A 15289-nucleotide genomic window follows, 5' to 3' on the forward strand; every position below is an offset into this window, starting at 1 on the left:
GATGAAAAGGGCCATCGCGGCTTTCACTGGAAAAATCCCCACTTTATCCACAAAGATATGTCGATGACCCGCTTGCACCTCCATCTCCTGTCCGATTCAACCGGCGAAACGCTGGAGAATATCGCCAAGGCGGCGCTGGCCCAATTCGACGGGGTCGAGACGATCAAGCATTTCTGGCCGATGGTCCGATCTGAAGGTCATCTCGATCGTATCCTGATCGATATCGCCCAGAATCCCGGCCTTGTCCTGTTCACGCTGGTCAATGTCGAAACCCGTCGAAAGCTCGAGGCGCGTTGTCGCGCGCTGGGATTGCCGATGGTGGCGGCGCTCGATCCAGTGACCGATGCGCTATCGAACCTGCTCGGTCAGGAAGCCAAGGCGCGGCCCGGGCGCCAGCACACGCTGGACGCCGCTTATTTCGCGCGCGTCGACGCGATCCAGTTCACCATCGCGCATGACGACGGCGTCGGTTGGGAGAATTGGGAGGAAGCGGACATCGTTCTCGCCGGTGTTTCGCGCACGTCCAAGACGCCGACATCTATCTATCTCGCCAATCGCGGCTACAAGACGTCGAACATTCCGATCGTGCCGGAATCGCCGCCGCCCGACACGCTCTACCGGCTGCGTCATCCACTCGTCGTCGGCCTCACCACCAGCGCCGACCGGCTGATCCAGGTACGGCGCAACCGGCTGCTCTCGCTCAATCAGGCGCCCGAGACCGATTATGTCGATCAGGATGCGGTGACGCGCGAGGTCGCCTATGCCCGGCGTATCTTCGCCGACAATGGCTGGCCGGTGATCGACGTCACGCGTCGCTCGATCGAGGAGACCGCGGCTGCGATCATCAATCTCTACAATGAGCGCGCGGCCGGTCAGGATCCCGACGCATGACGTTGCTTCTCGCTTCGCAAAGCGCGGCACGGCGCGCCATGCTGGATGCTGCCGGGATCGCACACGACGCCATGGCGTCAGGTGTGGACGAAGAGGCCGCGAAGGCGGCGCTCCGGGCCGATGGCCTGTCGCCACGCGACCTGGCCGACGCACTCGCCGAACTGAAGGCGCTGCGCGTTTCAAACCGCGTGCCCGGCGCGATGGTGCTTGGCGGTGATCAGACGCTGGCGCTCGACGACGGCGCCATGCTCGACAAGCCTGTGAACCGGGAAGCGGCGGCGGAGCAGCTTCGTCTGTTGTCGGGGCGGACGCACATGCTCCACAGCGCGGCGGTGATCGCAGAAGCCGGTCGCCCGGTCTGGCGCCATGTCGATCGTGCCAGGATGACGGTGCGGCCTTTGTCCGAGGCGTTCATCCAATCCTATCTCGACCTGGAATATGAAGAGATCGCGGGCTGCGTCGGCGGCTATCGGATCGAAGGTCCCGGCGCGCAGCTTTTCGCGCGCATCGAGGGCAGCCATTTCACCATATTGGGCCTGCCGTTGCTGCCGTTGCTCGATTATCTGCGGATCAGGGGAGTATTGACGACATGAGCGCGCCTTATGCTGAAGTGATCGGCGATCCGATTTCGCATTCTAAATCGCCGCTGATTCACGGCTTCTGGCTGGAAAAGCTCGGGATCCAGGGCGCGTATCGCGCCGCGCATGTGACCGCCGACGCGCTGCCCGCCTATTTCGAGAGCCGCCGCGCCGACCCCTTGTGGCGTGGCTGCAACGTCACCGTTCCCCACAAATTGGCGGTGATGGAATTCGTCGGCGACCCCGGTGGCGTCCGTGACGGCATCGGCGCCATGAACACCGTGCTGCGGGCGCCTGATGGCGCGCTCACCGGCACGAACACCGATGCCGGCGGCTTCTTCACGCCCTTGTCCGATATTCCGCTCGCGGGCGCGCCAGTGACGGTGATCGGCGCTGGTGGCGCCGCGCGCGCGGTGCTGTTCGCCTTGTCGCGGATCGGCGTTGGCCCAGTCGCCATCCTCAATCGCAATGTGCTGAAGGGCGCGGGCCTGCTTGCCGCGTTCGGGCTCAAGGGCCAGGCCTTGCCGCTTGATGCGGCGCTGCCGCCATCGGCGCTTATCGTCAACGCCAGCACATTGGGCATGGCCGGCATGCCGCCGCTCGCGCCCGATCTTTCGGCCCAGCCCGAGGACTGCGTCGTCTACGACATCGTCTATGCGCCCTTGCAGACGGACCTTCTCGCCGCCGCTGAGGCGCGGGGACTGGAGACGATCGACGGGCTGGAGATGCTTGTCGGCCAGGCGGCGCTCGCTTTCGAACTGTTCTTCGGCGTGGCGTCGCCACGCGAACATGATGCGGAGCTGCGCGAGCGGCTGCTCGCGTGATCGTCGGCCTCACCGGATCGATCGGCATGGGCAAGTCCGCGGTGGCCGGCATGTTCCGGTCGCTGGGCGTGCCGGTCTTCGACGCGGATGCCGCGGTGCATCGGTTGCAAGGCCCTGGCGGCAGGCTGTTGCCCGCGATCGAGACGCTGTTCCCGGGGGCGACGAGCGCCGCCGGCATCGATCGGGCGGCGATCGGAAAAGCAGTGTTCGGCAATGCGCCCGCGCTCGCCGCGCTCGAACGCATCGTCCATCCGGCGGTCGCCGAGGAACGCCGCGGTTTTCTGCGCCGTCATCGGTCCCGGCCGATCGTGGTGCTCGATATCCCGCTGCTCTTCGAAAAGGGCGGCGCGGACCTGGTCGATCTCGTCGTCGTGGTGTCCGCACCCGCCTGGATGCAGCGGCGGCGCGTGCTGAAACGGCCCGGCATGACTGTCGAGAAGTTCCGCCGGATCCTGAAACTGCAGACTCCCGACGCGGTGAAGCGCCGCCGGGCGGACGTGGTGATCGAAACCGGTACGACCCGACAGCGAACGCGTGCCGAAGTGGCGCATCTCGTCACTTGCATGCGCGCGAAACTGCGCCGATAATCCCGGGAATGCGCGAAATCGTCTTCGACACCGAGACCACCGGCCTGAGCCCCCAGAATGGCGACCGACTGGTCGAGATCGGTTGTATCGAGCTGATCAATCGGGTCGAAACCGGCCGCGTCTTCCACGCCTATTTCAACCCTGAGCGATCGATGCCGAGCGAGGCGCACGCCGTCCACGGACTGTCCGAAACCTTCCTGTCCGATAAGCCGCTCTTTGCCGACAAGGTGGAGGAACTGCTCGAATTCATCGCCGACAGCCCGATGGTCGCGCACAATGCGCAGTTCGACTTTTCCTTCCTGAATCACGAGCTTGGCCTGTGCGCGCGGCCGATCGTGCTCACCGATCGCATGATCGACACGCTGGCGATCGCGCGGTCCCGCCATCCCGGCGCCAAGCACAGTCTGGATGCGCTTTGCTCGCGTTACGGCATCGATCGCAGCCACCGTGTCCTGCACGGCGCGCTTCTCGACGCCCAATTGCTTTCGCAACTCTATGTCGAGCTGACCGGCGGGCGGCAGATCGGCCTTATGCTCGCCACCGAGGAAAGCGCGCCGGTGAGCCGAATCGCCGAGTCGCGCGTTACTATCCAAGCGAACCGTCCGGTTCGTCCACCCCGTCCCCATTGCGCCAGCGCGGAGGAACTGGCGCGGCACGCCGAATTCGTGGCCCGGCTTACCGACCCGCTGTGGGTACAGGTCGGCCAGGCAGGTTGATCATCGCAGGGCGGCGCACCAGATGCGCCGACGCGAACAGCAAATGGAGAATGCCATGGATATCCGTGTTTCCGGTCATCAAGTCGACACCGGCGATGCGCTGCGCGCGCACGTTCAGGACCGTCTCGAGGGGATCGCGGACAAATATTTCTCACGTGCGCTGTCTGCCACCGTCACCTTCGGCAAGGGGCCGCACGATTACGGATTCCGCTGCGATATCGTCGCTCATGTGATGCAGGGCGTGATCCTGAAGGGCAGCGGTACGGGGCAGGAAGCGCATCCCTCCTTCGACGCGGCCGCCGAACGGATCGAAACCCAGCTTCGCCGCTACATGCGCCGGCTGAAGGATCGCCACGGCGTCCAGCAGGCGGCGGCGAGCGCGGCGCTCAACGGTCTCAACGGTTTTGACGCTGGCTATACCGTGTTCGATGCGGCCGAGGAGGTCGAGGAGCCGAGCGACAATCCGCCGATCATCGCGGAAACCCGGGTCGACGTACCCGATGCCAGCGTTTCCGACGCGGTGATGATGCTTGATCTGCGCAACACCAACGCGCTGCTGTTCAAAAACAGTGGCACTGGCGCTTATAATATGGTCTATCGCCGCGGCGATGGGACCATCGGCTGGGTCGAACCGCAGCGCGCCGCCTGACGGCGACGCCTTAACGCCGTGATATGCAACGACTTTACCGGGGGCTAAAGGCGGGAGCGATTCCCGCCGAATCGGAACTGATATGAACGATTTCAGCGACATTCTTACCCCCGGCACTGTCGTTGCCGGCCTTTCGGTCTCGGCCAAGAAGCAATTGTTCCAGCAACTCGCGGCGCTGGCGGAAAAAAACGGCGGCATCGACGCGCGTGTCGTGATCGAACGTCTGTCCGAACGCGAACGGCTGGGATCGACCGGCTTTGGCGGTGGCGTCGCGATTCCACATGGCAAGATCGAGGGGCTCGAACGCGTCGTCGGCGTATTTGCGCGTCTCGATCAGCCGATCGATTTTCAGGCGATCGACGATATGCCAGTCGATATCGTCTTCATGCTCCTGTCCCCGCCCGATGCAGGGGCGGAGCATCTCAAGGCGCTGGCGCGCGTCAGCCGCGCGCTGCGCGATCGTCCCTTCCTCGCCAAGCTGCGTGGTGCTGGCTCGGACGACGCGCTTTATGCGCTGCTCGTCAGCGCCGAAGCACGCGATGCCGCCTGAGGGCACGGGCGAAACCGCACGGGGCGAGGACGCCCATTTCCGGGCGCTTGAATCACTTTATCGCAGCGCGCCGATCAACCGGCTGTTCGAATCCGAACTCGAGATTCCCGAAGCCGGCTTTGCCCGAATCCGTTTCCAGGTGGACGACCGCGTTCATCATGCGGCGGGCGCCGCGCATGGCACCAGCTATTTCAAGATGCTCGACGATGCTGCTTTTTATGCGGCGAACAGCCTGGTCACCGATCATTTCCTGCTGACAACCGCTTTCAACCTGCTCTTCACTCGCCCGATCCACAATGGGCCGGTGATTGCGGAGGGGCGCTGGATCAGTGGTAAAAGGCGGGTCTATCTCGCCGACGCGCGGCTGATCGACGCCGATGGCGAGGAAGCCGCGCGCGGCACCGGCACTTTCATGCGATCGCGGATCCCGCTCGCCAGCTTGCCCGGATATCGGGACGCGCAGCGCGCATGACGCCGCGCCTGTCCAGCGCGATGCTGGTCGGTGCCCTGATCCGCAGGGTGCAAGCGGAGGGTGGATATGCGACGGTGCTGGCCAAGGGTGACGCCGGCGGCGGCGCGATCATCCTCATCTGCGCCGAAAGGGGCCAGGTCTCCGGGCTGTTCGAACGGATTCTGGATATGGGCGGGGCATATGCCTGGGCACCATGTGGGCCACGCGATACCACCGACGCGCCAGAAATATCACAATATCTGGAGCGTCGGCGCACACGCGACCCCGATATATGGATCGTCGAACTGGATATCGCAGACGCTGAACGGTTCGCCGCTGAAACGATCGGTCCAGCTTGACTCCATTGCGCTGCAATAACAGAGCCGCACGACTTCAATGCGCCAGACCGTCTTGCGGGATGTATCGGCAAGGACGGTAGCGCAGTCGGGGGACAAATCGGGGGTGCGGTGTTTGGAGTATGCGCCCCGCCAGATGCGTCAACCGCACTAACGATTGTCTGATGAGTCCTGTTCTGCGCGCCGCAAGCTATGCGGCGATCATCTTTTGTGCCGCATCGGCCGCCGTCCAGGCGGTTCCCTCGTTCGCGACCGGCACCACAACGACTCCGGCGTCCGCCGTCGAGATCGTCAAGAACGACCCCCTGATCATAGACGCCAACGTCGAAACCACGGCTGAGGTTCCCGAAGTCGAGGCAGAGCCCCGCACGCTGAGCGCGCTGGTGGCTGCCGAACAGACCCGTGAAGACCTGACCGCCGAGCTGGAATGCCTGGCTGGCGCCGTTTACTTCGAAGCACGCAGCGAATCGCTCGACGGCCAGCTCGCCGTCGCCGATGTGATCCTCAACCGCGCCGATTCCGGCCGTTTCGCCAGCACAGTTTGCGGTGTCGTTCACCAGCCCGGCCAGTTTTCGTTCGTGCGCGGCGGCCGTATGCCCGCGATCAATCGCAACAGCCAGGATTGGCGGGAAGCAGTTGCGATCGCGCGGATCGCTGAAAAGGATCGCTGGGAAAGCGCGGCATCGGACGCGCTCTTCTTCCATGCCACGCACGTCTCGCCGCGCTGGAAGCTTCGCCGGATCGCGACCGTCGGAAACCACGTCTTCTATCGCTGATCGGTTTGGAGGGGCTTCGCCCCTCCTTCCATTCGTTCACGTCTTGTTCTAGACTGGCGGCATGACCGCTGTCCGCCTGACTTGCGCATCCAATCCTCTGCCCGTGACCGCCGCCGATGTGGCGCGCGGAGTCGCGCGGCTGTTCCTGGCACATGACATGGTCGCGCTGGTGGAAGTGCCGCTGGGCAATGGCAGGCGCGCCGACATCATGGCTCTCGACGCAACCGGCCGGCTTACCATCGTCGAGATCAAGGTCGCGCGCGGCGATCTGCTGGGCGACATGAAATGGCCGGACTATCTCGATTATTGCGATCGCTTCTTCTGGGCGGTGCCGCCGGGATTCGACGCATCGCCGCTCGACGGCGAATTCTTCATGCCCGATCGCACCGGCGTGATCATCGCTGATCGCTATGACGGTGCCATCATCCGCGAAGCGCGTTCGACGCCCCTAGCCGGAGCCCGGCGCAAGGCGGAGACGCTGCGCTTCGCCAGGCGCGCTGCCGGGCGGCTGCTGGGCACCCTCGATCCGGATATCGTGCTTCCCGACGGCGCCTGAAACAGCCGGGCAACCTCGTTCGAGATCGCCCGGCGTGACGGGACTCAATCCTCGTCGTCGGACTCGTCTTCGTCCCCTTCCTCACCGTCGTCTTCCTCGTCACCGGCCTCGGCCTCATCATCCTGATCGTCGTCTTCGGCGACTTCGGCTTCATGTCCGGCGTCGACCTGGGTTTCGTCGATCGTGTCGAGGATTTCGTCGTCCTGCTGGGTTTCGATGTTGGACATGATGGTCTCCGCTGGCGAATCGGCCGCATCGGTGCGGCCCGCCAGAGACTGTCATCGCAATGCGTCAGGCTGTTTGCGGAACGGCGACAGCTTTGCGTCGGCCACCAGGAAAGGAATCGTGGTGTAGCAGGAAAGGCCCCGCTGCCTCCGTCTTATTCAGCGTCACGCGCCGGAAGCCGTGCCGCGATCTTGGCGACGTCGTGGCTGAAGATCGCGAGATCATGTACCTTGCCGTCGCGGCGCATGACATGGTCCTTGAGCAGCGCTTCCGCGCGAAAGCCGAGATTCTGGAACAGCGCGATCGCGCCGGTCTGGTCTGGCGTCATCCGCGCGGTCAACTTCTTGAGGTCGCGATCGACGGCGATTCGAAAGCTCTCCTGCAGCATGGTGCGGCCAAGCCCGCGTCCGCGCATCTCGATCGAGACCAGCAGCCGCACTTCGCCGACATGCGGCGACCAGCCCAAAGGATCGCGCATGATCGCCGATGTGGCGACGATACCCTGCGGGCCAACCGCGACCAGACTGTCGATATGGCCATCGTCGATCCGCGCGAGCCAGGCCTCCACCACCTTGCGATTCTTGAGGTCACGGCCGACGAAGAGCAGGTCATGTTCGGGCAGCGCGCGCGCGAAGCGCAGCATCGCTTCCTGATCTTCGGGATGGAAGCGGCGAATCTCCAGCGTCATGTCGCCGTAATCGATCGTCCGGACGGGCTCGGTCATCGTCAACGCTCCTGAAGCTCGTGAATGAAGCAGCCGGGGCGCAAGAGTCTCTGGCCAGTCATGCAGCCATGATTGGCGCGCCGTCCGGCCGCGTCAAGCGGCGAACGCGCGCTCTCCGTGCCGCACCGACATTCGATGACTGCCCGAGACCACCTGGCTGCGCTGCCGCACGGTTTCCATGAATACCCATTCGCCGTTCACGCGGTCCGGCGTGATCTCGATCGCCATATAGCCGCGATGGCTGGTGTCCGCCCATTTCAGTTCCGGGCTGGAGCCGCGCACCATGCGCGCGACGGTGTCCGGCGTTGCGGTGAGATAGGCCTCGTATCCGGGCGAGGAGACACTATGGCCGCCGAACTCGACGCCGGCACGGCCATGTGTACCGGGCAACTCGAACGCCCAGCCATTATGGCTGTCGCCTGAAAGCACGACCAGATTCGCGTCGGCGGCTTCGGCGGCGTCCAGCATGCGCGCGCGCGATGCCGGGAAGCCACCCCAATCGTCGAGGTTGCCGGCGATGCCCGCCTTGGTCGCGGCGATTCCGCCCTTTGTATAGGCGACAAGATAGTCGGGTGCGTCCGCCGCGAGCAGGCTCAGCGCGTCGGGTGGGGTGAACAGCCGCCCCATATTCGTTTGCTGCGCCAGGATCTGCCAGCGCGCGCCGCGCTTGACCGACGCGGCTAGCGTATCGGTCACCCATTTTTCCTGCACCAAGCCCATCATCGTCCGCGCAGGATCCTCGAGCACCGATCGATCCCTGAGCGCTTCAGTCATCTTCAGTTCGCGCGACCGGCCCGTGACGCGGGTTTCCGGGCGCAGCAGCGTCGCGAGATCGCCGATCTCGTACCCGCTCCAGGCAGCGTCGGACACGGGCAGCCATTCATGCCAGGCTTGAAGCGCCGCCGCCTTGCGCGCCGCGAAATCGCCTTCTTCACTCTGGTGATTCTCGGCGCCGTCAGTCCAGGTGTTGTTGGCGACTTCATGATCGTCGATCTGGGCGATCATCGGGAACAGCTGATGGATGCGTTGAAGATCGGGATCGCTGCGATAGCCCGCATAACGCAGCCGATAGTCGGCGAGATGGAGGAGTTCGCCCGGCGGATCGATGATGCGTCCCTTCACCGCCTCCGGAAGCTTTGGATAGGTGCCGCGCGGATATTCGTAGAGATAATCGCCGAGGTGGACCATCAGGTCCAGATCGTCGCGCGCCGCCGCATGGCCATAGGCATTGAACCAGCCAAAGGGCAGGTTCGAACAGGAAAAGACGCCTAGGCCGAAGCGTGCGCAGGGGCCGGCGGGCAGCGTCCTCGTCCGCCCGATCGGTGACACTGTGCCGTCGGGGGTCGCGAAGCGATAATAATACCAGCGTCCCGGCTCCAGCCCGCTGACGACCGTTCGCGCGGTGAAGTCGGCATCGGCGCGCGCGACGGCCTTGCCGCCGGCGACGATGCGCTCGAATCGGGGTGTTTCGGAAAGCTCGACGGCCAGCGCCGTTTCGGCGCCGCTCGTGGGTACGTAGCGGGTCCAGAGCAATATCGAATCGGGTCCGGGCTCGCCGCTCGCGACATTGTGGGTGAAGCCGCGCGCGCCGAACAGGCTGGCCGCGGCATGCGCACCGCCGGGAAGGAGCAACGCCCCGAGCCCCATGCTGCCGCCCAGAATCAGGCTGCGACGATCGATCCGTATTGTCATGCCATCTCCAATCCGGTGTTCGTCTGCACGCGGTTCATGATGGCTGTGTGACGCCGTGCGCGCGGCTTCGCAATGCGTCCGTGATCAAACGCGCTCGGCTCGGCTCACCGCATCGGCCGCCCGGAGCGCGGCCAGGATACGCATCAGGTGATGGAGGTCGTTCACTTCAAGATCGACCGTGAAATGGTGGAAGCTGGTATCGCGATTCTCCATCCTCAGATTGAGGATGTTGGCTTTGTGCGTGCCGAATATGCCCGCCATCACCGCGAGCGCGCCGGGCTCGTTCTTCAGCACGACGCTCAGCCGCGCCGTTCCGCTTTCGGATGCTTCACCCCAGGCCAGGTCGATCCAGTCGGCATCGATGCCGTCGCTCAGCCTTTCGCAGTCGATCGTATGGACCTCGATCTCCTCGCCCGGCCGGCGCAGGCCGACGATCCGGTCACCGGGCACGGGATGGCAGCATTCGGCGAGGCGGTAGGCGACGCCGGGGGTGAGGCCGCGGATCGAGATCGCCTCGCGTTGCTTGGGTGGAGACTTGCCGGCGATATCGGTGCCCGTCGACCCCGGCATCAGGGCTTCCATCAGCTCGGTATCGGAGATGAGCTGCTTGGCGATCGCCTCCATCAGGGTCGGCTCGTCCTGCTTCTTCAGGCGCTTCAATGCCTGCGCCAACGCTTCCTGGCCGAGCTGGGTGGGCAGGCGCTTGACGATCTCGTCATAGATCTTGCGGCCAAGCGAAATGCTTTCGTCGCGTTCCTTATGGCGCACGAAACGCCGGATCGCGGCGCGCGCCTTGCCCGTCGCCACGAAATTGAGCCAGCCGGGCTGCGGTTCCTGCCCCTTGGACTTCAGGATCTGCACCTGATCGCCATTTTCGAGCTGGGTGCGCAGCGGCACGACACGGCCATTGACCTTCGCGCCGACGGTCTGGTCGCCGAGATCGGTGTGCACGGCATAGGCGAAATCGACGGGCGTCGCGCCCTTTGGAAGCTGGTAGAGCTCACCCTTGGGCGTGAAGGCGAAGATGCGATCCTGGTACATCGCCATGCGCGTATGTTCGAGCAGCTCCTCGGCGCTGTCAGCATTTTCGAGGATCTCGATCAGGTCGCGGATCCAGCCGGCCTGGACGTCCGATGTGCCGTTCTGCTTGTACGCCCAATGCGCCGCCAGACCATATTCGGCCTGGGCATGCATCGCCCGGCTGCGGATCTGGATTTCGATCCGCGTGTCGCCGGCATGCATCACCGTGGTGTGGAGTGATTTGTAGCCGTTGCGCTTGGGGGTGGAGATATAGTCCTTGAACCGGCCCGGAACCATCGGCCAGCGCTGATGGATCACGCCGAGAGCGCGGTAGCATGCCTCGGCATCGGGCGTGATCACGCGGAACGCCATGATGTCCGAAAGCTGCTCGAAGCTGATGTGCCGTTCGGCCATCTTGCGCCAGATCGAATAGGGATGCTTCTCGCGGCCCGATACGTCCACTTCGACGCCGGCGCGCGACAGCAACAGCTTCAGGCCCGACGCGATCTTGGCGATGCGGTCGCCGCCTTCGCCCTGCAATTGCTCCAGCCGCTTGCTGATCGAGACATAGGCCTCCGGCTCCAACTCGCGAAAGGCGAGCGTCTGCATCTCCTTCATGAACTCGTACATGCCGATCCGCTCGGCGAGCGGGGCATAGATGTCCATGGTCTCCTTGGCGATGCGGCGGCGCTTCTCCTCGGACTTGATGAAATGCAGCGTGCGCATGTTGTGCAGCCGGTCGGCCAGCTTCACCAGCAGCACGCGGATATCGTCGGACATGGCGAGCAGGAACTTGCGGAGATTCTCCGCCGCACGCTCATTCTCGGTCTGCGCTTCGATCTTCGACAATTTGGTCACGCCATCGACGAGTCGCGCGACGTTTGTTCCGAACAGCCGCTCGATCTCTTCGTGCGTCGTCAGCGTGTCCTCGATCGTGTCGTGCAGGATCGCGGTCACGATCGTCTCGTCGTCAAGGTGCAGGTCGGTCAGGATGCCAGCCACCTCGATCGGATGGCTGTAATATGGGTCGCCGGAAGCGCGTTTCTGGCTGCCATGCGCCTTCATCGAAAACACATAGGCGCGATTGATCAGCGCTTCGTCCGCATCGGGGTCATAGCTCAGGACCCGGTCGACCAGTTCATATTGCCGCAGCACAACGCCCATCTGGGGTGTCGCGCCCCGATCATGCAAGCTTTTTGGCGGAAGAAAGCGACATTTGCGCAACTAGGGTTGCAAAAAAGCGGCACGCGATCGGGGGATCGCGTGCCGCATCATCGCAACAGCTTGGGAAGAGGGGTTCTGCTCAAGCCTTGGCGTTGCACTTGGCGAGCGCGTCGGTGTCGAACTGTTCGGCGCCGGCGCGGAAGGATTCGATCTGCCCGACTTCCTTGACGAGCGATTCGCAGACAAAGGCGGCGCGGCTCTTGCCCTTGGTGTTGGACGTGCAGCCATCGGCGCCGCATTTCCAGACGGTGTCGCGAACGACAAGCTTCGCCGCGCTCGATGCGGCCACCGGCTTGGCCGAATAAAAGGCGCCGGCGGGCTGCGCGCTGGCCGCCGTGGCGGACAGCAACAGGACGGACATGACCGCCGAGGCGGCCAGGGAAGCGGTGCGGAGCATGGGGAGGCCCTTTCGAAGGAATTTAAGTTGCGAATCACTACTTACCAAGGTAGATTTTTAGTTGCAACTGAAAACGTATATTTTTTGCGCGACCGATTTTTTTGAGTTAGGCTGTGAACATGGGATTGAGAGAACCGCTCAAGCTGATCGCCGAGGATTGCGGATTGCCGGTGGCGCTGGAGGCAATGGGCGAGCGCTGGTCGTTCATGATCCTGCGCGCCGCCTTCAACCGCATCTATCATTTCGAGGAGTTTCAGTCGGAACTCGGAATTGCGCGCAATATCCTGGCGAACCGGCTGTCGCGGCTGGTCGATCACGGCATTTTGATGCGCAACCCCTGCCCCGACGATCGCCGCAAGATCGAATATCGGCTGACCGAAAAGGGCCTGGCGCTGTTGCCGGCGATGATCGCGCTCCGTCAATGGGGCGAGCAATGGGGATCAGGCATCCCGTCGACGCCGGTGCTTGTCGACGAGCGGGATCATCAGCCGATCCGGCCCGTCACCATCCGCGCGCATGACGACCGTGTGCTGGGCGCGCAGGATCTGTGCTGGCGACAGGCCGAGGAGATTCGGCCGCTCAGCATGTCACGCGAAGAGGAAGCGCAGGCCGCCGAATAAGCGCACCGCGCAGACTATTTTCACCAAAAACGATGGATATAGGGCGTCGGCCACAACGGCAGACGCCCGGATATCGAATCAGCCGTCGTAATCGGCGCCCAGATTCTGGTTGCGCGGCGGCGCGGCGGCGGTCAGGCGAAGCGCCTCGGCCGACTGGCTCAGCGAGCCGATCTCGTCCGCGACATCGTCGTCGTCGATCTGGACGCGCTGCAGGTTGGAAACCACTGCTTCGCTGAGATCTTCGGGGTGAACGGTCTCGTCGGCGATCTCACGCAGGGCGACGACCGGATTTTTGTCACGGTCGCGATCGATGGTCAGCTCCGCGCCGCCCGAGATCTGGCGCGCGCGCTGTGCCGCGAGCAGAACCAGATCGAAGCGGTTCGGAATCTTGTCGACGCAATCTTCGACAGTAACGCGCGCCATAGTCGCTCCACCAATCCTCTAGGCGATTTCACGTCGGATATCATCCGATGAGTCGGAAATCACGGAAAACAAGCCATAAGCATAGTCTGTCTCGCTGTCATCCAGGCAAGCCAGGCTCTGCTGATATCGGAAAGGCGGCGAGGTAGCGACGACGGCGCCGGATGTCAAGGAAATGCGGCTTTTCCCTTGCTCTCCGCGCCTTGCACACCCATGAATCGGATATGGCTTTGGCGGCTCCGATCGTGATCGACGACGTTCCCACGCTGGACGGCAACCGGCTGGAGCTGGTCGTCGACGGTCCCGCGAGCTGGGCGGCGCTGATCACGCTGATCGAAGGCGCCAGGACCAGCCTCAAACTCTATTATTACATCTTCGAGGGCGACGAATCCGGCCGCGCGGTGCGCGAGGCGCTGCTCGACGCGATCAATCGCGGCGTTTCCGTGTCGCTGATCGTCGATGGTTTCGGCAGCAGCAACACGCCGCCGGCCTTCTTCGCGCCGCTTGTCGAGGCTGGATGCGACACCTGTCGCTTCCTGCCGCGTTTCGGGCGGCGCTATCTGCTGCGCAACCATCAAAAGATGGCGATCGCCGATGGCCGTGTCGCGATCATCGGCGGATTCAACATCGCCGATGATTATTTCCGGCCGCCCTCGGCGGGCGGCTGGCACGATCTCGGGCTGGAGATCGAGGGACCGGCCGTCCATTGGCTGTCGCGCTATTTCGATGCGCTGATGATCTGGGCGCGACTGGAGCGCCCGAGCCTGCGCCGGCTGCGCAAGCTGCTGCGCACGATGCAGCATCATGCGCGCGGGCGGCTGCAATGGCTGCTGGGCGGGCCGACGCGCCGGCTGAGCGCCTGGGCGCGATCGGTGAAGCACGATCTGGAACATGCCCGTTCGGCGGACATGATCGAGGCCTATTTCTCGCCGGGCCGTTCGATGCTCAAGCGCATCAAGCGCGTGGTGAAGCGCGGCGGGCGATCGCGGATCGTGACCGCGCGCCTGTCGGACAATGGCGCGACGGTCGGCGCCGCGCGCTTCCTTTATGGCGGGCTATTGCGGCGGAATGTCGAGGTTCACGAATATGTGCCGGCCAAGCTGCACATGAAGCTGATCGTGATCGACGACGTCACCTATATCGGATCCGCCAATTTCGACATGCGCAGTCTGTTCCTCAACCTGGAGTTGATGCTCCGCATCGACGACGCGGCATTCGCCGCCCGGATGCGGGCCTTTTTCGAAGCCGAACTCGCCGATTGCGAGCGGATCACGCCGGAGATCCACAAGGCGAATGCCGGCTTCGTCAATCGCCTGAAATGGGCGCTGTCCTATCTGGTGGTCGGCGTGGCCGACTATACGGTGACGCGCCGGCTCAATTTCGGGCTGGACTGACGCCTAATCCTTCCAGGCCCAGTAGAGCTGGGCCGGGGGCACGTTCCACCATTCGATCGCGTGATCGATGCGCTCGAAATTGGGCGCCAGGAAGTCGTAGACCTTGGGGGAGAATTGATAGACGAGGAACGCGCCGCCCGGGCGGATCGCCGCGGCGGTCTCCTCGGCGATCTTCGGGCCGATGCCGGCGGGCAGGGTGGAGAAGGGCAGGCCGGACAGGACATAATCGGCATGTTCAGCGCCATGTTCGGCGATGATGCGGCGAACGTCCGCCGCCGATCCCAGCACCGGCACGAAGCGCGGATCGGGAATCTCCTCGCTCAGATAGGCGATGAAATCGGGATTGGTGTCGATCGCGATCAGCTTCGCGTCGTTGGGAAGCTTCTTGAGAACCGGTCGGCAAAAGGTACCGACGCCCGGGCCATATTCGACAAAGATCTTGGTATTGGCCCAGTCGACCGGGCCGAGCATCTTCGCGATGGTCGCGTCGGATGACGGGATGATGGATCCCACCATCACCGGGTGCTTTAGAAAACCTTTGAAAAACATCGCCAAGGGGCCGGTTCGCCGCGTCATACGCCGCATCCAGGCGGGAAGCTTGCGCCCGGTCTTCGCGGATGATGCGGTCATGTAATCCCC

The 15289-nt window shown here is 63.8% G+C and carries 20 protein-coding genes; 13 read left to right on the forward strand and 7 right to left on the reverse strand.

The window, feature by feature from the left end; translation table 11 throughout:
• Positions 1 to 63: 63 nt before the first annotated feature.
• The 11 genes from ACODTA_RS16430 to ACODTA_RS16480 all read left to right on the forward strand — a co-directional run bounded on the left by ACODTA_RS16430 (position 64) and on the right by ACODTA_RS16480 (position 6934).
• The gene (locus tag ACODTA_RS16430; RefSeq protein WP_222991793.1) at positions 64 to 891 is read left to right on the forward strand and encodes a pyruvate, water dikinase regulatory protein; all 828 of its coding nucleotides are present in this window, start codon (positions 64 to 66) and stop codon (positions 889 to 891) included.
• Positions 888 to 1484 carry a Maf family protein gene (locus ACODTA_RS16435; protein WP_489067038.1) on the forward strand — a complete coding sequence of 199 codons (597 nt, stop codon included), beginning with the start codon at positions 888 to 890 and terminating at the stop codon, positions 1482 to 1484. The genes ACODTA_RS16430 and ACODTA_RS16435 overlap by 4 nt, the downstream gene beginning before the upstream one ends.
• The gene (locus ACODTA_RS16440; RefSeq protein ID WP_489067039.1) at positions 1481 to 2293 is read left to right on the forward strand and encodes a shikimate dehydrogenase family protein; all 813 of its coding nucleotides are present in this window, start codon (positions 1481 to 1483) and stop codon (positions 2291 to 2293) included. The genes ACODTA_RS16435 and ACODTA_RS16440 overlap by 4 nt, the downstream gene beginning before the upstream one ends.
• The gene (coaE, locus tag ACODTA_RS16445; RefSeq protein ID WP_489067040.1) at positions 2290 to 2880 is read left to right on the forward strand and encodes a dephospho-CoA kinase; all 591 of its coding nucleotides are present in this window, start codon (positions 2290 to 2292) and stop codon (positions 2878 to 2880) included. Before ACODTA_RS16440 ends, coaE begins: the two co-directional genes overlap by 4 nt.
• A gap of 8 nt (positions 2881 to 2888) precedes the next feature.
• On the forward strand, positions 2889 to 3596 hold the full coding sequence (gene dnaQ / locus ACODTA_RS16450; RefSeq protein WP_489067041.1) for a DNA polymerase III subunit epsilon: 708 nt from the start codon (positions 2889 to 2891) through the stop codon (positions 3594 to 3596).
• Positions 3597 to 3651: 55 nt separating this feature from the next.
• Positions 3652 to 4245 carry a ribosome hibernation-promoting factor, HPF/YfiA family gene (gene hpf / locus ACODTA_RS16455; RefSeq protein WP_489067042.1) on the forward strand — a complete coding sequence of 198 codons (594 nt, stop codon included), beginning with the start codon at positions 3652 to 3654 and terminating at the stop codon, positions 4243 to 4245.
• A gap of 82 nt (positions 4246 to 4327) precedes the next feature.
• Positions 4328 to 4795, forward strand: coding sequence for a PTS IIA-like nitrogen regulatory protein PtsN (ptsN, locus tag ACODTA_RS16460; protein ID WP_489067043.1), 468 nt, complete (start codon positions 4328 to 4330; stop codon positions 4793 to 4795).
• On the forward strand, positions 4785 to 5267 hold the full coding sequence (locus ACODTA_RS16465) for a PaaI family thioesterase (RefSeq protein WP_489067044.1): 483 nt from the start codon (positions 4785 to 4787) through the stop codon (positions 5265 to 5267). Before ptsN ends, ACODTA_RS16465 begins: the two co-directional genes overlap by 11 nt.
• Positions 5264 to 5605, forward strand: a complete 342-nt coding sequence (locus ACODTA_RS16470; protein ID WP_489067045.1) for a DUF1491 family protein — start codon at positions 5264 to 5266, stop codon at positions 5603 to 5605. The genes ACODTA_RS16465 and ACODTA_RS16470 overlap by 4 nt, the downstream gene beginning before the upstream one ends.
• Before the next feature lie 161 nt (positions 5606 to 5766).
• On the forward strand, positions 5767 to 6378 hold the full coding sequence (locus ACODTA_RS16475; RefSeq protein ID WP_489067046.1) for a cell wall hydrolase: 612 nt from the start codon (positions 5767 to 5769) through the stop codon (positions 6376 to 6378).
• Positions 6379 to 6439: 61 nt separating this feature from the next.
• A complete protein-coding gene (locus ACODTA_RS16480) occupies positions 6440 to 6934 on the forward strand; it encodes an MmcB family DNA repair protein (RefSeq protein WP_489067047.1) in 495 nt (164 codons plus the stop codon).
• A 44-nt stretch (positions 6935 to 6978) separates the two neighbouring features.
• Here ACODTA_RS16480 and ACODTA_RS16485 read toward each other — a convergent pair whose 3' ends face one another.
• From ACODTA_RS16485 to ACODTA_RS16505, 5 genes are all read right to left on the reverse strand, one after another.
• Positions 6979 to 7161, reverse strand: a complete 183-nt coding sequence (locus ACODTA_RS16485) for a hypothetical protein (RefSeq protein WP_489067048.1) — start codon at positions 7159 to 7161, stop codon at positions 6979 to 6981.
• A gap of 152 nt (positions 7162 to 7313) precedes the next feature.
• Positions 7314 to 7883: a GNAT family N-acetyltransferase gene (locus ACODTA_RS16490; protein ID WP_246623724.1), complete on the reverse strand. Its 570-nt coding sequence runs from the start codon at positions 7881 to 7883 to the stop codon at positions 7314 to 7316.
• Positions 7884 to 7976: 93 nt separating this feature from the next.
• On the reverse strand, positions 7977 to 9575 hold the full coding sequence (locus ACODTA_RS16495) for an alkaline phosphatase D family protein (RefSeq protein ID WP_489067050.1): 1599 nt from the start codon (positions 9573 to 9575) through the stop codon (positions 7977 to 7979).
• An 84-nt stretch (positions 9576 to 9659) separates the two neighbouring features.
• Complete coding sequence (locus tag ACODTA_RS16500; protein WP_489067126.1) at positions 9660 to 11750, reverse strand: RelA/SpoT family protein; 2091 nt, start codon at positions 11748 to 11750, stop codon at positions 9660 to 9662.
• Between the two features lie 148 nt (positions 11751 to 11898).
• On the reverse strand, positions 11899 to 12180 hold the full coding sequence (locus ACODTA_RS16505; RefSeq protein ID WP_489067051.1) for a CC_3452 family protein: 282 nt from the start codon (positions 12178 to 12180) through the stop codon (positions 11899 to 11901).
• Positions 12181 to 12335: 155 nt separating this feature from the next.
• Here ACODTA_RS16505 and ACODTA_RS16510 point away from each other — a divergent pair, with 155 nt between their 5' ends.
• Positions 12336 to 12836, forward strand: coding sequence for a winged helix-turn-helix transcriptional regulator (locus tag ACODTA_RS16510; protein WP_222991782.1), 501 nt, complete (start codon positions 12336 to 12338; stop codon positions 12834 to 12836).
• Between the two features lie 78 nt (positions 12837 to 12914).
• Here ACODTA_RS16510 and rpoZ read toward each other — a convergent pair whose 3' ends face one another.
• Positions 12915 to 13259 carry a DNA-directed RNA polymerase subunit omega gene (rpoZ, locus tag ACODTA_RS16515; protein WP_222991781.1) on the reverse strand — a complete coding sequence of 115 codons (345 nt, stop codon included), beginning with the start codon at positions 13257 to 13259 and terminating at the stop codon, positions 12915 to 12917.
• 221 nt (positions 13260 to 13480) lie between these two features.
• On the opposite strand from rpoZ, the gene ACODTA_RS16520 reads away from it, so the two are divergent.
• Entirely contained in the window at positions 13481 to 14650 is a 1170-nt protein-coding gene (locus ACODTA_RS16520) for a phospholipase D-like domain-containing protein (RefSeq protein WP_489067052.1), read from the forward strand.
• A 3-nt stretch (positions 14651 to 14653) separates the two neighbouring features.
• Here ACODTA_RS16520 and ACODTA_RS16525 read toward each other — a convergent pair whose 3' ends face one another.
• Positions 14654 to 15280 (reverse strand): class I SAM-dependent methyltransferase, encoded by a 627-nt coding sequence (locus tag ACODTA_RS16525; protein WP_489067053.1) that lies wholly within the window; start codon positions 15278 to 15280, stop codon positions 14654 to 14656.
• Between the last annotated feature and the right edge of the window lie 9 nt (positions 15281 to 15289).

Source organism: Sphingomonas sp. FG14 (assembly GCF_057809675.1).